Source organism: Anabaena sp. UHCC 0451, assembly GCF_034931405.1.
Taxonomy (GTDB): domain Bacteria; phylum Cyanobacteriota; class Cyanobacteriia; order Cyanobacteriales; family Nostocaceae; genus RDYJ01.
Genome location: NZ_JAYGHA010000018.1, coordinates 46,893 through 63,198, shown reverse-complemented (window position 1 = coordinate 63,198; position 16,306 = coordinate 46,893). Strand labels below are relative to the sequence as shown.

Below are 16,306 nucleotides of genomic sequence, written 5' to 3'. Positions count from 1 at the left end.
CTAACAGTTACTTTTCTGGGTTGATTTATTGGTTGGCGTGAATTAGTATTACTAATTGCAGTGGGTTTTATTAAAGTTATATTTATTGAGGATGGCGGACATTTTTGAGCAGGACTTACCTCTGGTTTAGTTGCTAGTTTTAAATAATTATTTAATAAGGCTTTTAACCAAGCAGTATCTAATTCTGTTGTTGAATTTTTATCTGTTCCCCAACGCCAACCTAAAAAAGTTGAACGTTCAGTTGTTAATATTGCTGCTGACTGATTTTGGGAATTCCAAACCGCAGAAGTTTGAGTCTGAGGATTGTCAGCAATCATCACTGCACCCAACACTTTACCAAATAATTCTGTTTGATTTGCCCATGCTTGTGTATTAGTTTTTGCCGATTGCAATTCTTGAATATCATTGAGGTTAAATCCCCAATAACCACCTAGCATATTTCGCAATGCTTGGCGCACTCCTAAACTTGATAAATTACCTACCGGACCACTGGCAATTAAACGCCCTCCCCTGCTCATCCATTCCTGTAGTACCATCGCTTGTGATGCCGTTAATGTCTCCACATTTGGCAACAATAATACCCGCTGTTGTCCTAAATCTTCTACATTTTTGATATTAGCTAGGGGAATTACACAATATTTTGCTCCTACAGTTTGCAATCGTTTAGTAATCTCTGTCCATTCCTGGGTATTTTCCTGGCTTTTAATTACATTCAATACCCCTGTTGGTGTTGCTGCATTTGCAGGTAAAATCCCCCAAAAATTAAACATTAAAAAATTAAACTTCAAACAAAATAATCCCACTGCTTTGAATGGGAATTTAATCTTATTTCTAATTTTCTCTGCGTGATTATTCACGATTTATTCCTCACACATTAGTAGATAAAAACAGAAATGCAAATTGTGAGAATAAATAACAACTTACTTATTCCCAACTCCCTCACTGATACAAGTATTAATTAAATCCTCAACTCCTGCAACTGGGAATATGCTGATATTCAATTGACGAGATACTTCTTCTACTGACATATCATCTAAAAATACTAACTCTCCATGTTTGAGCATAACGTTAGGTAACAAAATACCATCTCCTAAATCTTGCCCTTTTAAATTAACTAGTAAATCATGTCCAGTTAATAATCCTGTAACACTGATATTTTGCCCCCAATAATCACTACATAGGGCGTGCATATTTATCTCTAGACCTTTCACTGCATTTAACTGTTTCACAAGTGGTTGAAATGCCTGTTCAACGGCGTTACCTACCACCCAAGTTAATTTTTTCTGGGAAGAGATTTTTTCTGGTAGTAATTCGTTAGCAACACTGGTAAATTGCTTGATAAATAAGCGAATTGAACCAACACCATTATCTATTTGCGGATATTCCCCATATTCAGCTTCGCTGGGTAATTCTTCACCTGCAATTAAAAACCATTCATCGGCTAACCAAGCTACATTAGAACCAAATTTTTGCCGAAATTCCTGGGTTAATAATTTAACTTGAGATATTACTTCTTTGGCTTTTTCTTGTGTCACAGGTATGAGTTCATCTTCTTGGGGACGAAATCGCGTTAAACCAACTGGAACAACTGCTACAGATGCGACTGCTGGTGTTTTTCCTGTATGAAAAGATGTTAAATCTCTTAATGTTTTTTCCAGATGTTCACCATCATTGATACCCGGACAAACAACTACTTGAGCATGAATTTGTAAGCGTCTTTCTTGAAACCATTTGAGTTGTTCTAAAATCTGTCCTGCCCGATTATTTTTTAATAATCTATTTCTCACTTCTGGTTCTGTAGCATGAACGGAAACGTATAAGGGAGACAACCGCATTTGTTCAATCCGCTGCCATTCTTTTTCTGGTAAATTAGTCAGAGTTAAATAAGAACCATATAAGAAACTTAAACGGTAATCATCATCTTTGAAATACAAACTAGAACGTTTACCTGGTGGTTGTTGATCAATAAAACAAAAGGGACAACGGTTATTACATTGAATTAAATTATCAAATAATGCGGTGGCAAATTCTAATCCCAAATCATCATCATAATCTTTTTCAATTTCAACATGATGGGTTTTTCCAGTTGTGTCTAATACTTCTAGTTCTAAAATTTCATCTGCACACAAAAATTGATAATCAATTAAATCTCGTGGTTTTACTCCATTAATAGCAACGATCTCATCACCAACTTCAAAGCCAATTTCAGCAGCGATGGATTCGGGAAGCACCTTGGTAATTTTTGCAGGTTGAATAGTAGACATATATCAGGAAATGGGGAATGGGGAATGGGGAATGGGGAATGGGGAATGAGGAATGGGGAATGAGGAATGGGGAATATTTATCTTTCTCCTGACTCCTGACTCCTTGACAATTATCCTTGCCAACCAGATGCGATCGCTAATAAAATAGCACTGCCAAAAGCTAATCTATACCAAACAAAAACATAGGTATTTTTAGTTTGTAAGTATCGCATCAAAAAGGCAATTGATAAATAGGAAAAAATAAAGGTGGAAACAATTCCTATAACTAATAGTAAAACTATGTTATCTGGTAATTGTTGTTCCTGAAATTGCTTAAATATTTTCAGGCTTTTATATAAAGTAGCTATGGTCAGCGTGGGAAATCCTAACAAAAATGAAAACTTAGCTGCTGGATCACGTTCTAATCCTAAAAATAAGGAAGTAGTTAAGGTTGAACCAGAACGAGAAACCCCAGGAATTAAAGCTAGAGTTTGTCCTAATCCTACTAAAATACCATCCCGAATTTCTAAGGAATCAAAACCACGCTTGCGAGTGCCAATTTTTTCCGCTAAACCTAACAAAATTGCCATCACAACTGACATTATAGCAATAATTAATGCACTCTCAGGTAAAATATCTTTTAACAAAAAGCCAAAAATTAATGCTGGCATTGTCCCCACGGCAATACCCACAACAATTTTCCATTCTTCACTTTCCCAGTCTTTATCCTTGAGAGCTTTAATTGCGCCTTTAATCAAACTAGAAATTAATACCCGAAAATATAACAAAATGGCGATAACGCTACCAAATTGAATGGCATCAACAAAGTCTTTAGAACCTAGTTCTTTCCAAGCAAATACTTTGGTAACAATTAAAAGATGTGCTGTACTACTAATCGGTAAAAACTCTGTAATCCCTTGCACAATGCCTAAAATAAATGCCTGCAACCATTCCGGGGTGACTTTTTCAGTATTTTCCGCCACGGCCAGCAGTTGTGAGAATAGTAAACCCATACTACTTATTTCTAATGTCATTGTCATCAATCAGACTCCCAAAATGAATGCGTAATTCTAGCAAATTATCCAATCTAATCCGCTGTTGTCATCAGTTTTTCCGGGATAGATTCACACTAGGCAAATTTCCAGTATAATTAGGATGCCCCCTGGGGGGATTTAATAGTGTGATATTGTAGATAAGTAAAGTTTAGTAACAAATATTAAAAAAATTGATTAATCATACATTTTCTGCTTACACTGCTGCTAACGCCTCTATTGACACTGAATTACCTAGCACTGATCCCAGGCATAGAAGTATCAAAGAATTAGAGTCTACCCTTTCATTATCGCCATCTCTACCGACGGTAATTTCTTGGAAACAAGGCTGGCTAATGTTTATAGCTGCCGTGTTTTTGGTGTCAGTACCAGTATTTATCGAAGCGCCATTAGTGCGATCGCTACCTAATCTCAGCGTCGTCATGACAGGATTTTGGATTTGGCTGAGTTTGACATTAATGTCACGACAGCAAACCTATTTTTGGGGTGATTTACTCTTAGGATTTAGCTGGAGTTGGTTAACAGGAGCAATTTACTGGGGTTGGTTACGCTGGGAACCCCTCTGGCACATCCCCATAGAATCAATCGGCCTACCCTTTGCTATTTGGTGCTTGTGTAGAAACTGGGGCAAAGTCGGTAACTGGTTTTATTTAGGTTCTCTCTTAGGCACAGTTTTAACAGATATATACTTCTATGTAGTAGACTTAATGCCCTATTGGCGGCAAATTATGAGAACAGATGCCGCTGGAGCTTCACAAATCTTAAAAAATGCCTTAGCACAAGTGCAAACCCCTTGGGGAGAAGGCTGGGCAATTATTTTAGCCTTAGCACTCCTGACAGTGGGGTTAGGATCTTTAGGTAAAAAACAACGCCATTGGTACGCCTTTAGTGGAGCAGTTTTGAGTACAATTTTAGTAGACAGTCTGTTTTTACTAGCTGCGGTTCTTGCCTAAATTTTTCAGCCACGGAAGATCACCGATTAGTAATAAATTTTTACAAAGTAAAATCAAAAAAAAATCTCTAACGTGGTAAAGGCAAATAATACCCGAAATTTGAACTTCAAATACAGCTAAGTTGGGTAGTTCACTAAGCTGTATATTAGTTTGTGATGACTGCTGTGTGTTGATTCAGCTATCAGCTATTGACCAAGAGCATGAAGTCAGAGAAGACAAGTAATCCATCAGTCCCTCCATTATCAGTGGGGTTGAATTAATACTTCATAATTCTCACTTTTGCCCCTAGTTGAAAGCTTGTAGTTGAAAAGTTTGACTCCTGTTCAATGGAAAGAGGTAGAAAGATAGTGAAAGGATTAGTACGTTTATTAACAGTATTTAGTTTGTTGCTCGGCTGCTGGGGATGGTTAGGCACTAATCAAACAGCCCAAGCTGCTAATTTCAACAGCTTTAGCTGGCCACAAGTTCCTGTAATGGCAATTGCCCGCCAAAATAAGGCAGATCAGAAGCTGGCAACAGAATTTGGTAAAAAAATAGATTTGAATAATACCAACATTGCGGCTTTTCAAAAGTATCCAGGGATGTATCCCACCTTAGCCAAGAAAATCATCGAAAATGCTCCATACAAGAGTGTAGATGATGTATTCAACATCGCTAATTTGAGCGATCGCCAAAAACAGCTTCTACAAGCAAACCTAGATAACTTGACCGTGACAGAATACGAGCCTAACTTCAACGAAGGAGATGATCGTATTAACAACGGTATCTACAGATAACCCTAGTACCGCTTTCTCGGAAGTCAAAAGTCAAAAGTCAAAAGTCAAAACTAAGACAGTATAGGCTCTTTGGCGATTGAGAATGGTTGGTTTATTTACGCCGTGTTGTACTAGTTGCTCATTGGGGAATTGGTAATTCAATTTTGGATTTTGGGTTTTGGGTTTTGGATTTTGTTAACTCCAATCTAAAATCTAAAATCTAAAATTTTTCTCCCCAATCCCCATCCCCCACCTCCCATAACCTTGTCTCAGTTGGATTTTGGATTTTGTTAACTCCAATCTAAAATCTAAAATCTAAAATCTAAAATTTTTCTCCCCAATCCTCTAACCTTGTCTCAGATAGATATTCCTAACCAATTTGATGTCTTAGTAGTCGGCGCTGGTGCTGCTGGACTATATACAGCACTGTGTTTACCAGAATCCTTACAAGTAGGCTTAATTACTAAAGAAACCGTTACTTTATCCGCTAGTGACTGGGCGCAAGGTGGTATAGCCGCCGCTGTTTCTCCAGAGGATTCACCACAACTGCATATTGAAGATACTTTAAAAGCCGGTGCGGGTTTATGTGATGTCGCAGCGGTAAAATTCCTAGCTGAACAAGCCCCCACTTGTATTCAATCTTTAGTTAACTTAGGAGTAGCCTTTGACCGTCATGGTAACACCCTAGCTTTAACCCTAGAAGCCGCCCATTCCCGTCATCGCGTGCTTCATGCCGCCGATACCACAGGGAGGGAAGTAACAACGACTCTCACCGCCCAAGTATTACGCCGTCAAAATATCCAAGTGATTCAGCAAGCTTTGGCTTTGTCCTTATGGATAGAACCAGAAACAGGGCGTTGTCAAGGAATCAGCCTATTTTATCAAGGTCAAGTTAAATGGATCAAAGCTGGGGCTATCATCTTAGCAACAGGTGGTGGTGGTCAAGTATTTGCCCAAACTACTAACCCTGCTGTCAGTACAGGTGATGGTGTGGCTATAGCTTGGCGGGCTGGGGCTATTCTCCGTGATTTAGAATTTGTCCAATTTCATCCTACTGCTCTTACCAAACCAGGGCGCTTTCTCATTAGTGAAGCGGTAAGGGGTGAAGGAGCGCACCTTGTCGATAATGAAGGGAAACGTTTTGCTTTTGATTACCATCCAGCAGGTGAACTTGCACCGAGAGATGTGGTGAGTAGAGCCATTTTCAGTCATCTACAACATACCGCAGATGATCTGGCTACTGCTAATGTCTGGTTAGATATGCGACCTATCCCGGCTGATAAAATTCGTCAACGCTTTCCTAATATTATTAATGTTTGTCAACATTGGGGTATTGATGTTTTTAATCAACCGATTCCTGTAGCACCTGCGGCTCATTATTGGATGGGTGGTATTTTTACAGATTTACAAAATCGTACCAATATTCCCGGTTTGTATGCTCTGGGAGAAACTGCTAGTACGGGAGTACATGGCGCTAATCGTCTCGCTAGTAATTCTCTGTTGGAATGTATTGTCTTTGGGGCGCAGATGGCTAATTTAGAGCTTGACGCATTCATGCAGGATGATGTAAAAAAATCAGATTTACAATCCAGTCCTTTATCTTGTATCTTGTCTACAAGTGATTGGCAACATCAACAATTACAGATGGAAGCTCTTAGAGAAAAGTTACCGCGTTTAGTTTGGCAAAGTGCTGGTATTTGTCGAGAAAAATCAAGTTTAGAAAATGCCATCAAAACAATTGAATTTTGGCAACAAGATTTCGCTAATTTACCTTTGAGCAAATTCTTGCAAAGTTTACTTCCTACAGAATCAGCTAATTTTAATTTACCAAATATTGATCAGCAATTGCGACTTTGGGCAGAAACTCGTAATTTATTAGATGTAGCTTATTTAATTATCAAAAGTGCTGCTTTTAGAACCGAAAGTCGTGGTGGACACTACCGCTTAGATTATCCTCTATCAAACCCTGATTGGCAAGTTCACACAATTATTCAAAATCATTGTTGGTGGAAATCTCACTAAACTATCACGAGCTTAACCACAATCTCAATCTAAACTCTAAAATTGTATTAGCGTGTACCGCTACCATGTTGACTATCAGGCGCACCATAGTTTGGTGGGATATAAGTCTCTTCACTAAGATTATTCATCTCGCGACTATTGAAACGGAAGCTTTTAGTGTGGCTAAAACTATTCAAAATTAAACTATGAAAGTTTATTTTTACCTCTGACACACAGAGATATAGTATAAAGATACTAAATATGCACAAGATTATAATAATGCTTGTGAGTTTCAAATTTGTTTCCAGGTATTTTCGTAGATTTACTAGCATATAGTTGCGCCCCGACGCGTTTTAGCTCAAGATGTATACTGATTAAGTAGTTCATAAAAAATCAAAACTTGATGAAATTATTTCTCTTACTAAATAGCTAATTAACCTCTAAGTGATTTGTATTAGCTTGTTACTGAAGATGGGGAATATAATCTTAAATCATCCATATTATTAAGAAATATTACTATTACATCCTTTCCAACATCAGTCATAAGGTGGATATTTATTATTCTTTATTAGGATAAAATTCCAGACTTTGGTTTTTCTTAACAAAAGCTTAATTTTTTTCAGTATAAATACTAACTTTCTTGTGGAAAAAAGTATAAAAATTCAATAATAGTTATTAATTTTTATCTAAATTAATATAAATTATTAATATCTAATTGAGTCGTAGGGACGTATCCCTAACGGGACTGTAAGCATCAGCATTCGGGCGATAATTTATCGGTTTTTCCCCAAGTAGGGGCGTTCCCCTACAGGAGTTTTTCAAGAAGTTGGGAATATTGGGGTGATTAGGTAAACTCATAGCGATTCTTTCCCAGATGTTTGGCCTGGTACATTGCTGTGTCAGCTTGTTTAATTAAAGTTTCACTGTTGTCGCTGTTGTGAGGGTAAATACTAATCCCAATACTGGCAGAAACTCTAGTGACATGGCCATCCAAAACAATTGGTTCAGTGATGACGTTTAAAAGTTTTTCAGCTATATTTGCAGCTACTTGTTCGTTAGTCATAGCTCGTAAAATTATAGTAAATTCATCACCACCTAAACGAGAAACTATATCACTAGCACGTAAGGCATTATTCAGGCGTTGAGCAATAATTACCAACAAGTGATCGCCCATGTCATGACCTAAAGTATCATTAATTTTTTTAAAGCCATCTAAATCAATAAATAATAATCCCAACATGAAATTATGAGTTTGTGACCAATGGAGAGATTCTTCAAGTTGTTCATTAAAAAATTTGCGATTGTATAACCCAGTGAGAGGGTCATGGTATGCTAGTTGGCGCAAGTTGTCTTCTTGGAGTTTTAATTCATGGTTAGATCGGAATAAATTATCAGCAGTACGTTTGAGTTCTTCCTCAACTTGTTTGCGTTGAGTAATATCTCTAATAATGCCAACTAAAAATAAATTACCAGCAGCGTCTTTGTGGAGCGATCGCTTAGTAGCAACTAAATGAGTATTGCCATGAGCATCAGTAAATTCTTCTTCATTTTCTTGGGATTGATGAGTCTGAAAAACAAAATTATCTTGTTTTCTAAACATATCAGCTTGATGTTGTGGAAAAAGCTCATAGTCTGATTTTTCTATTAATAAATTATAGGAATAACCGATTAATTGACAATAGGCTTCATTTAAAACAATCCATTGATATTGTTCATTTTTGACAAAAATTGGGTCGGAAATCGCATTGATAACTTGATGTAAAAATTCCTGAGAGCGTTTTAATTCTTCCTGCATATAAACAATCTGGAAAATCATGGCAATAGCTGAACCATAAAAACTTAGCCATGCTGGAAGAATCGGTATCCACCAACCATATAAAAAGGCAATATAAACACTTATACTTAACAGCAATCCACATAATAAAAATATGAATATACTATTTCTTGGCTGTTGAATACGTGATATAATAATTGAGCCGATCAAAGACCAAATAACAATCCATAAACTTTCTAAAAAATCAGACCAGACTTTTAGCAAAGGTCTTTCTTGTAGAGCCGCAGAAATTAATTCATTGATAAAATAAGCTTGCAATTGGATACCCGCTATAGGTTGGGCTTCACTCATACCAATTAGACGACTGGAATAGGGAATAAAGACAAAATCCTGAAGACTAGGTGCAGTAGAACCGATGAGAATAATGCGATCGCGAATCAATTTTTCTGGAACTCTATCAGCTAATAAATCTTGCAAAGAGACAAGATCATAACAACAAGGTTGAATAGATGGAGTTTGACAACGAGGTTTAGGAAAATTAGCCAAAATTTGGTAGCCTCTAGCATCAGCACCAACATAAGCACCATCGTTACTTTCAAACCGAGTAAATACAGCCTTACCTAACTGTAAATATTCAGGATGGCTGGCAGACTTTTTGGGTGTAATGCCCTCCGACTTCAGATATAATAAAGCCAGCTTCAAAGCAAAACTTTGATATGCTTGATTATTGACGTGCAGATATAACAAGCTACGGCGGACTTTGCCATCAGCATCATAAAGCACATTGTTAAACCCTACTTGGTCATTTTGTTTTAACTCTGGTGCAGGTAAAACCCTATTATTTTTATTAGTTGTCAGCATTTCAATGCCGATTAAATTTGGTATTTCTTGATAAGCATTCACCAGTTTTTCATGACCAGATTGTACAGGAAAATCTCTGTAGATATCTAAGCCAATTGCACGTGGTTTATAGTCTTTCAATTTGAACAATACCTGAGCTATTTTCTCATCAGCAATCGGCCAAGAACCTACTTGATGAACAGAAGTTTCATCAATTGCTACGATAGTGATGCGTTCATCTGGTGCTTCATCAGGACGTAAACGAAAAACCTGATCTAAAGCTGCTAACTCCAGAGATTGCAATAATCCCAAAGATCGCAACAACAGTACACAAAAGGTAATTAATCCCGCAGTAATCAATTCTCTGCGTCCTTGACTAAGGATTTGTTTAATTGCCAATACAAGTCTCAAAAGAAAATTGTTAGACTGTTGTTTCATAAAAACCTAGTCTTTGGTAATTTATAATCTAAGTAAGTCGGCTCGAAAAAACCAAGCAAGTACAAAAATGTAAAATCTCTGAAAGTCTCTTGCATGAGTGCCTTTTGCCTTGCCATAACGACAATTTTCAACGCCTACCTACTTAATATTTATTGTGAAAATATAGCAGCGGACAAGGCGGTTAAGATATCAATTGATGGTGACAGTGTTTTGATTAAAAAAGCAAATCCCCAACTTTAGCGGTAAGCCTAGTTAGGGAATAATGTGGACTAAATTATTGCGGAAGTTTACCTAAAATATTTGAAATTGCGCGAACCTGTATAACCAGTAATATTTGCCAGTTCCTCTAAATTCTGCACACCACTATAGGTTTTACCATTGATAATCCAAGAGGGGAAACCCTCAATTTTTGCAGCTTGACACAATTCTGGCTTGCCTTTGGGACTGTCCGCAGCACACTCTACCGCAATATTATCGCTGACGATTTTATAAGCTTCCTTGCCAAATAGCAGCTTTTGATCGTGGCAATGAGGACACCAATAGGCTACATATTCCTTAGCATCAGTTTTGATTAGATGCTCTGCTAAGGCAATTTCTGACTCTCCAGAAGTGGTGGTGATTTCCCAACCAAATTCAGGGTTAGGCTGTTCCTTGGGAACAAAGGCTGCAATTCGTTGAGGACCATCTGGAGATCCGATTGTCCCATCGGGATTAATGCCCGAATAAACGCCTAAAGTACCAATCAGCGTCACCATGACGACAATAACGCCTGTAAAGAGGATTTGCCCTATATCTTCCCAGTCACGTCCCAGAATTGTCAGAGTTAACATACTCACCGCAAACAACGCTGAAGCAATACAGTACCAACATAGAGCTTGGAGTTTAAATGCTAAGACATACATTAAATATCCACTAAATACTGACATGGAGATCGCTCCCAGCAACAGCAACCACCAAGTCAAATTCTCTATTTGTTTAGTATTTTTCTTGCTTTCTTTCTCTTCTGATTTTAATGCCAGGGGAGCTAAAGCCAATACCAACATACCAATGTATGCCAACAAGCCAAACAGAGCTAAAGGCTGGCCAAAAACCGTACCCCAAGGGCTAGAAAGTACATCAGTACAACCTTTAACACCTTCTGGTGTAGTACAAACAGTGTTACCTCCTGTGAGCTTTTCATAAGTGAGATAACCTGTGTTAAGTATACCAAGTCCAGCGATCGCCCCAATTAATGGACGCGACCATTGATGAATCCAAGGAGTAGAACGACGGCGAATCATAAGTATTTAGTCATTAGTCATTAGTCATTAGTCAGGCAATAGGGAATAGGGAATACTCAAATATTACCAATCCCCAGTCCCCAGTCGCCAATACCCAGTCCCCAATTCCTAAGAATGTAATTTTACTGAGGAACTTGATTTAGTTTCACCTTTGGAATTCCAACTCCGATGAGCAGCTTCCACAAATTGACTGACGCGAATTGGATCAATCGGTTGCGAAATTTGACCATGACGTTTTAAAGAACTGGAAACAATCACACCATCGGCAGCTTGCATCAGCGTACCAATATTTTCCCAGTTTGCTCCACTGCCAATAAAAACTGGTGTACCCGCAGCTGCACCACAAGCTAACTCCAAGTCTTCTAAACTGGTAGGGCTACCAGTTGCCCAGCCTGATAAAATTACCCCATCAGCCAAACCTCTTTCTATTGTGTCTTTAACAGCAACTGTTAGGTTAGGAGAACTTAAAGGACGGGCGTGTTTAACGAGAACATCAGCCAGGATTTTCACATCAGAACCTAGTTCTCGACGATAGCGGAGTAATTGATGAGCTTCTCCTTCTATTAATCCCTGATCTGTGGCCATGACCCCAGTGAGGACGTTAACACGGATAAATTGTGCCTTTACACAACTAGCGATCGCCATTGCACTTCTGCCATCGTTTCGTAAAACATTGAGACCTACAGGCAATGTTACTAAGTTTTGTATACGTTGTACCACCACAGTCATAGCACTGACAACGGCTGGATCAACTTGGTTTTTAGTAAACGGAGCATCGAAAAAATTTTCCACAATTAAGCCGTCTACTCCCCCACTGGCAAGGGCTGTAGCTTCTTGTTCAGCACGGTCAATTACCGCTTTCAGGCTACCTCCCCAACGGGGTGAGGTAGGTAGGGGTAGCAGGTGAACTACGCCAATAATCGGTTTGCGAGTTTTGAATAGTTGAGATAAGTCCACGTCTTTAATTTGAAGATGGCATTGTCCAGAGTTGAAAATTTTTTTGTTTCAGAAACCCAGGCTCAAAAGGTTATCATCTAACAGGATTTTGGATTTTGGATTTTGGATTCACCCCACAAATAAATCCGGCGGCTTGTACCATCAAGGAATTATTGGTCAGAATCATGATTTGCTTTGGCGTGTTATTCAGGATTTAAGAAATCTCCTCCTGCTGAAGATGGAAATTGGCGTTAAACCTTTCATAAGATATGTTAAGATAAAACTTGGCTACAAGAGGAGTTTGCCACTCACAAGACGCAAAGCAGCTTCCCGTGGTTTGGGCATCTCGTTCGCGCATCGTCGCAGCACCAGCCTGAAGTAGGGTAGCATTACTGCTTTAAAGGCGTGGTCGCGGTTGCGATTTCCCTGAGGGTAGCGACTTCTCACAAACAGCCCTTTGGGCGGCTTCCCGATGGGTAAATTAACAACGCACACGCTAGGGTAGTTTAAAATACCAATCAGCGAATCGTTAAAATATATCAACAGTGTCACAATTACCTAAAGACACTTAAATTTACCCTGGGAAACAGATTAATAAAAACATCATAGCATGACCTCTATATCTTTACTGATTAGGGTCTTACGCCCGTGGGCATTTGCAGGAAAAATACTGGTAGTGGAAATCTACTAACGTAAGTTGCTAATTAAGGTGACAAAGCCGAGCGAAAACAACAGGAATATTTACCAGGAATATTTACCAGGAATATTTACCAGGAATATTTATATTTCTTGCTCAGGCTTTTTACGAATTACCGATGACCAAATACCAGCCTCAACTAGACAACTAACAACCGAGGTAATTAAGACTGTAACCTGATTAGGGTATAGGAAAAAGCACATAATTGATGTTTGTAATGTTTGACAACAAGACCAAAAAACTGAAGATATTTTCAAAATATGGGTGACAAGCCAACGATTGCCATTTCTCACCTGGGCTGCGAGAAAAACCGAATAGATACAGAACATATGTTAGGACTATTGGTAGAGGCAGGTTATAGTGTAGATACAAATGAAGAGTTAGCTGATTATGTAATTGTCAATACTTGTAGTTTTATCGAAGCTGCCAGGGAAGAATCGGTAAAAACTTTAGTAGAATTGGCAGAAGCTAATAAAAAAGTCGTTATTACTGGTTGTATGGCGCAACACTTTCAATCACAATTATTGGAAGAATTGCCAGAAGCAGTAGCCGTAGTTGGCACAGGCGACTATCACAAAATTGTGAATGTGATAGAGCGAGTAGAACAGGGAGAGCGAGTTAAACAAATTAGTGCCGAACCCACCTACATAGCCGATGAAAACACACCACGCTATCGGACAACAACTGAAGGAGTAGCCTACCTGAGAGTTGCTGAAGGATGCGATTATCGTTGTGCATTTTGTATAATTCCTTATTTAAGAGGAAACCAGCGATCGCGTACTATTGAATCAATAGTTGCTGAAGCCGAGCAATTGGCTCATCAAGGGGTCAAAGAAATTATTTTAATTTCCCAAATCACCACAAACTATGGTTTAGATATTTACGGACGACCCAAGTTAGCGGAATTAATCCGCGCTTTAGGGAAAGTAGACGTACCGTGGATCAGAATACATTATGCTTATCCGACTGGACTAACTCCAGATGTAATAGCGGCAATTCAAGAAACATCCAATGTTCTGCCTTATTTAGATTTGCCCTTGCAGCATTCTCATCCAGAGATTCTCCGCTCCATGAATCGTCCTTGGCAGGGACGAGTAAATGACGGAATTATTGAGCGCATCAAAACTTCCCTACCATCAGCAGTGCTGCGAACCACATTTATTGTGGGTTTCCCTGGAGAGACACAGGAGCATTTTGAACATTTACTAGAGTTTACCGAGCGACACGAATTTGATCATGTTGGTGTCTTCACCTTTTCTCCAGAAGAGGAAACCCCCGCCTACAATTTACCAAATCAATTACCACAGGAATTGATGGTAGAGCGTCGCGATCAAATCATGGCACTCCAACAACCAATTTCCCTCCGCAAAAATCAACAGGAAGTTGGCAAAATAGTTGATGTCCTGATTGAGCAAGAAAATCCCGAAAGTGGAGAATTAATCGGTCGTTCCGGCAGATTTTCCCCAGAAGTTGATGGTCAAGTCTATGTTAAAGGCGACGCGAGGCTAGGAACCATCGTGCCAGTCAAGATCCACAGTGCCGATACCTACGATCTCTATGGTGAAGTTGTCAGTTCAGGGAATTAGGTGACAGTAAGAAGGCAAAAGGCAAAAGGCAAGAGTTTATTCTTACCAATTACCAATTACCAATTACCTAACTTACAAATAAGTATCGGTTTACAAGTCCAAAACTCACAATCAATAAAATCGAGGAGAATTAATGAATCTTACCTTTCAAGAACTAGGCATTTCTCAAGAGCGTGTTGAAATTCTAGAAAAACTTGGCTTTGCCACACCTACAAATATTCAAGCCCAAGCTATTCCTCAACTGTTAGCGGGTCGTGATGTGGTTGGTCAATCGCAAACAGGTACAGGCAAAACAGCAGCCTTTTCTCTACCGATGTTAGAAAAGCTGGATGTAAGCAAAAGAGCGGTACAAGCAATTGTGTTAACGCCTACCCGTGAACTGGCAATGCAAGTTCACAATGCTATTTCCCAATTCATGGGTGATGATGGATTGCGAGTATTAGCAATCTACGGTGGTCAGTCAATTGATCGCCAAATGATGCAGTTAAAACGTGGTGTTCATGTTGTCGTCGGTACACCAGGACGGGTGATAGATTTGCTAGAGCGTGGCAGTTTAAAGCTTGACCAGGTGAAATGGTTTGTTTTAGATGAAGCTGATGAAATGTTGAGCATGGGCTTTATTGATGATGTCATCAAAATTTTGTCCCAAGCTCCCAAAGAGCGCCAAACAGCTTTATTCTCGGCAACAATGCCCCCATCTATTCGCTCCTTGGTTAACAAATTTTTGAACTCACCAGCAACTGTCACTGTTGAGCAGCAAAAAGCTTCACCTAATAAAATCAATCAGGTAGCTTACCTTATTCCTCGTCACTGGACAAAAGCCAAAGCTTTACAGCCAATTCTGGAAATGGAAGATCCAGAAACAGCTTTAATCTTTGTCCGCACCAGACGCACCGCCGCAGAATTGACAAATCAATTGCAAGCTGCTGGTCATAGTGTGGATGAATATCATGGTGACTTATCCCAACAAGCGCGGGAAAGATTATTGACTCGGTTCCGTAATCATCAAGTCCGTTGGGTGGTAGCTACTGATATTGCGGCTCGTGGTTTAGATGTGGATCTACTTTCTCATGTAATCAACTTTGATTTACCAGATAGCGTGGAAACCTACGTTCACAGAATTGGCCGGACTGGTCGTGCTGGTAAAGAAGGAACTGCGATTTCTCTGGTACAACCATTTGAACGCCGCAAACAACAGGCATTTGAACGCCATAACCGCCAAAATTGGCAGGTGTTAACAATTCCTACCAGAGCGCAAATTGAAGCTAGACACATTAAGAAATTGCAGGAACAAGTAGCAGAAGCTTTAACTGGTGAGCGTTTAGCTTCATTTTTACCAATCATTAGCGAGTTGATTGAGAAATATGATGCTCAAGCGATCGCTGCGGCGGCGCTACAAATTGCCTATGATCAAACCCGTCCTGATTGGTTGCAATCTGGTGTGGATCTTCCCCAAGAAGAACCATCTTCCAAACCTAAACTTAACAAGCGTCGTGATCGTGATGGTGGTGAATACCCACGCAGTGGCGGTGGTGAACGCAGTCGTTCCTCTTGGTCTAAATCTGACAGCAATGGTGATGAAGGACGGGGATCATCCAAGCCTAAATTACGGACAAGTCGCCGTGAACCTTCTGTGACACCTAGCAATCAAAAACTGGGTTCACATAGAGAATAGGGGTTTGAGTTAATTTTGGATTTTGGATTTTGGATTGAAATTTAGGAATTGAGGGAATTGGCAACTGATGATTTTT

General features: G+C 39.2%; 10 protein-coding genes and 1 pseudogene. 5 read left to right on the top strand and 6 right to left on the bottom strand.

What is annotated here, in order from left to right:
• The 3 genes and pseudogenes from VB694_RS14125 to VB694_RS14115 form a co-directional block, all read right to left on the bottom strand.
• A pseudogene (locus VB694_RS14125) lies at positions 1–770 on the bottom strand (glycoside hydrolase family 10 protein); the annotation flags it as partial.
• Between the two features lie 150 nt (positions 771–920).
• Entirely contained in the window at positions 921–2,264 is a 1,344-nt protein-coding gene (locus VB694_RS14120) for a TIGR03279 family radical SAM protein (RefSeq protein WP_323360953.1), read from the bottom strand.
• Positions 2,265–2,374: 110 nt separating this feature from the next.
• Positions 2,375–3,283 carry an undecaprenyl-diphosphate phosphatase gene (locus VB694_RS14115; protein ID WP_323360952.1) on the bottom strand — a complete coding sequence of 303 codons (909 nt, stop codon included), beginning with the start codon at positions 3,281–3,283 and terminating at the stop codon, positions 2,375–2,377.
• 185 nt (positions 3,284–3,468) lie between these two features.
• On the opposite strand from VB694_RS14115, the gene VB694_RS14110 reads away from it, so the two are divergent.
• The 3 genes from VB694_RS14110 (at position 3,469) to nadB (ending at position 7,025) form a co-directional block, all read left to right on the top strand.
• On the top strand, positions 3,469–4,248 hold the full coding sequence (locus VB694_RS14110) for a DUF3120 domain-containing protein (RefSeq protein ID WP_323360951.1): 780 nt from the start codon (positions 3,469–3,471) through the stop codon (positions 4,246–4,248).
• 347 nt (positions 4,249–4,595) lie between these two features.
• On the top strand, positions 4,596–5,024 hold the full coding sequence (psbU, locus tag VB694_RS14105; RefSeq protein ID WP_323360950.1) for a photosystem II complex extrinsic protein PsbU: 429 nt from the start codon (positions 4,596–4,598) through the stop codon (positions 5,022–5,024).
• Between the two features lie 330 nt (positions 5,025–5,354).
• The gene (gene nadB / locus VB694_RS14100) at positions 5,355–7,025 is read left to right on the top strand and encodes an L-aspartate oxidase (protein ID WP_323360949.1); all 1,671 of its coding nucleotides are present in this window, start codon (positions 5,355–5,357) and stop codon (positions 7,023–7,025) included.
• An 823-nt stretch (positions 7,026–7,848) separates the two neighbouring features.
• On the opposite strand, the gene VB694_RS14095 is transcribed toward nadB, so the two are convergent.
• From VB694_RS14095 to btpA, 3 genes are all read right to left on the bottom strand, one after another.
• Entirely contained in the window at positions 7,849–10,056 is a 2,208-nt protein-coding gene (locus VB694_RS14095; protein WP_323360948.1) for a CHASE2 domain-containing protein, read from the bottom strand.
• Positions 10,057–10,343: 287 nt separating this feature from the next.
• On the bottom strand, positions 10,344–11,336 hold the full coding sequence (locus VB694_RS14090; RefSeq protein ID WP_323360947.1) for a vitamin K epoxide reductase family protein: 993 nt from the start codon (positions 11,334–11,336) through the stop codon (positions 10,344–10,346).
• A 108-nt stretch (positions 11,337–11,444) separates the two neighbouring features.
• Positions 11,445–12,293 (bottom strand): photosystem I biogenesis protein BtpA, encoded by an 849-nt coding sequence (btpA, locus tag VB694_RS14085; protein WP_323360946.1) that lies wholly within the window; start codon positions 12,291–12,293, stop codon positions 11,445–11,447.
• Positions 12,294–13,229: 936 nt separating this feature from the next.
• On the opposite strand from btpA, the gene rimO reads away from it, so the two are divergent.
• Positions 13,230–14,555, top strand: coding sequence for a 30S ribosomal protein S12 methylthiotransferase RimO (gene rimO, locus VB694_RS14080; protein ID WP_323360945.1), 1,326 nt, complete (start codon positions 13,230–13,232; stop codon positions 14,553–14,555).
• A gap of 133 nt (positions 14,556–14,688) precedes the next feature.
• On the top strand, positions 14,689–16,230 hold the full coding sequence (locus tag VB694_RS14075; protein ID WP_323360944.1) for a DEAD/DEAH box helicase: 1,542 nt from the start codon (positions 14,689–14,691) through the stop codon (positions 16,228–16,230).
• The last annotated feature ends 76 nt before the right edge of the window (positions 16,231–16,306 follow it).

What these genes read in the sequence shown, in the direction of transcription:
- VB694_RS14120 (WP_323360953.1), bottom strand. Translation starts at nt 2,264, where the DNA reads ATGTCTACTATTCAACCTGCAAAAATTACCAAGGTGCTTCCCGAATCC.
- VB694_RS14115 (WP_323360952.1), bottom strand. Translation starts at nt 3,283, where the DNA reads ATGACAATGACATTAGAAATAAGTAGTATGGGTTTACTATTCTCACAA.
- VB694_RS14095 (WP_323360948.1), bottom strand. Translation starts at nt 10,056, where the DNA reads ATGAAACAACAGTCTAACAATTTTCTTTTGAGACTTGTATTGGCAATT.
- VB694_RS14090 (WP_323360947.1), bottom strand. Translation starts at nt 11,336, where the DNA reads ATGATTCGCCGTCGTTCTACTCCTTGGATTCATCAATGGTCGCGTCCA.
- rimO (WP_323360945.1), top strand. Translation starts at nt 13,230, where the DNA reads ATGGGTGACAAGCCAACGATTGCCATTTCTCACCTGGGCTGCGAGAAA.
- VB694_RS14075 (WP_323360944.1), top strand. Translation starts at nt 14,689, where the DNA reads ATGAATCTTACCTTTCAAGAACTAGGCATTTCTCAAGAGCGTGTTGAA.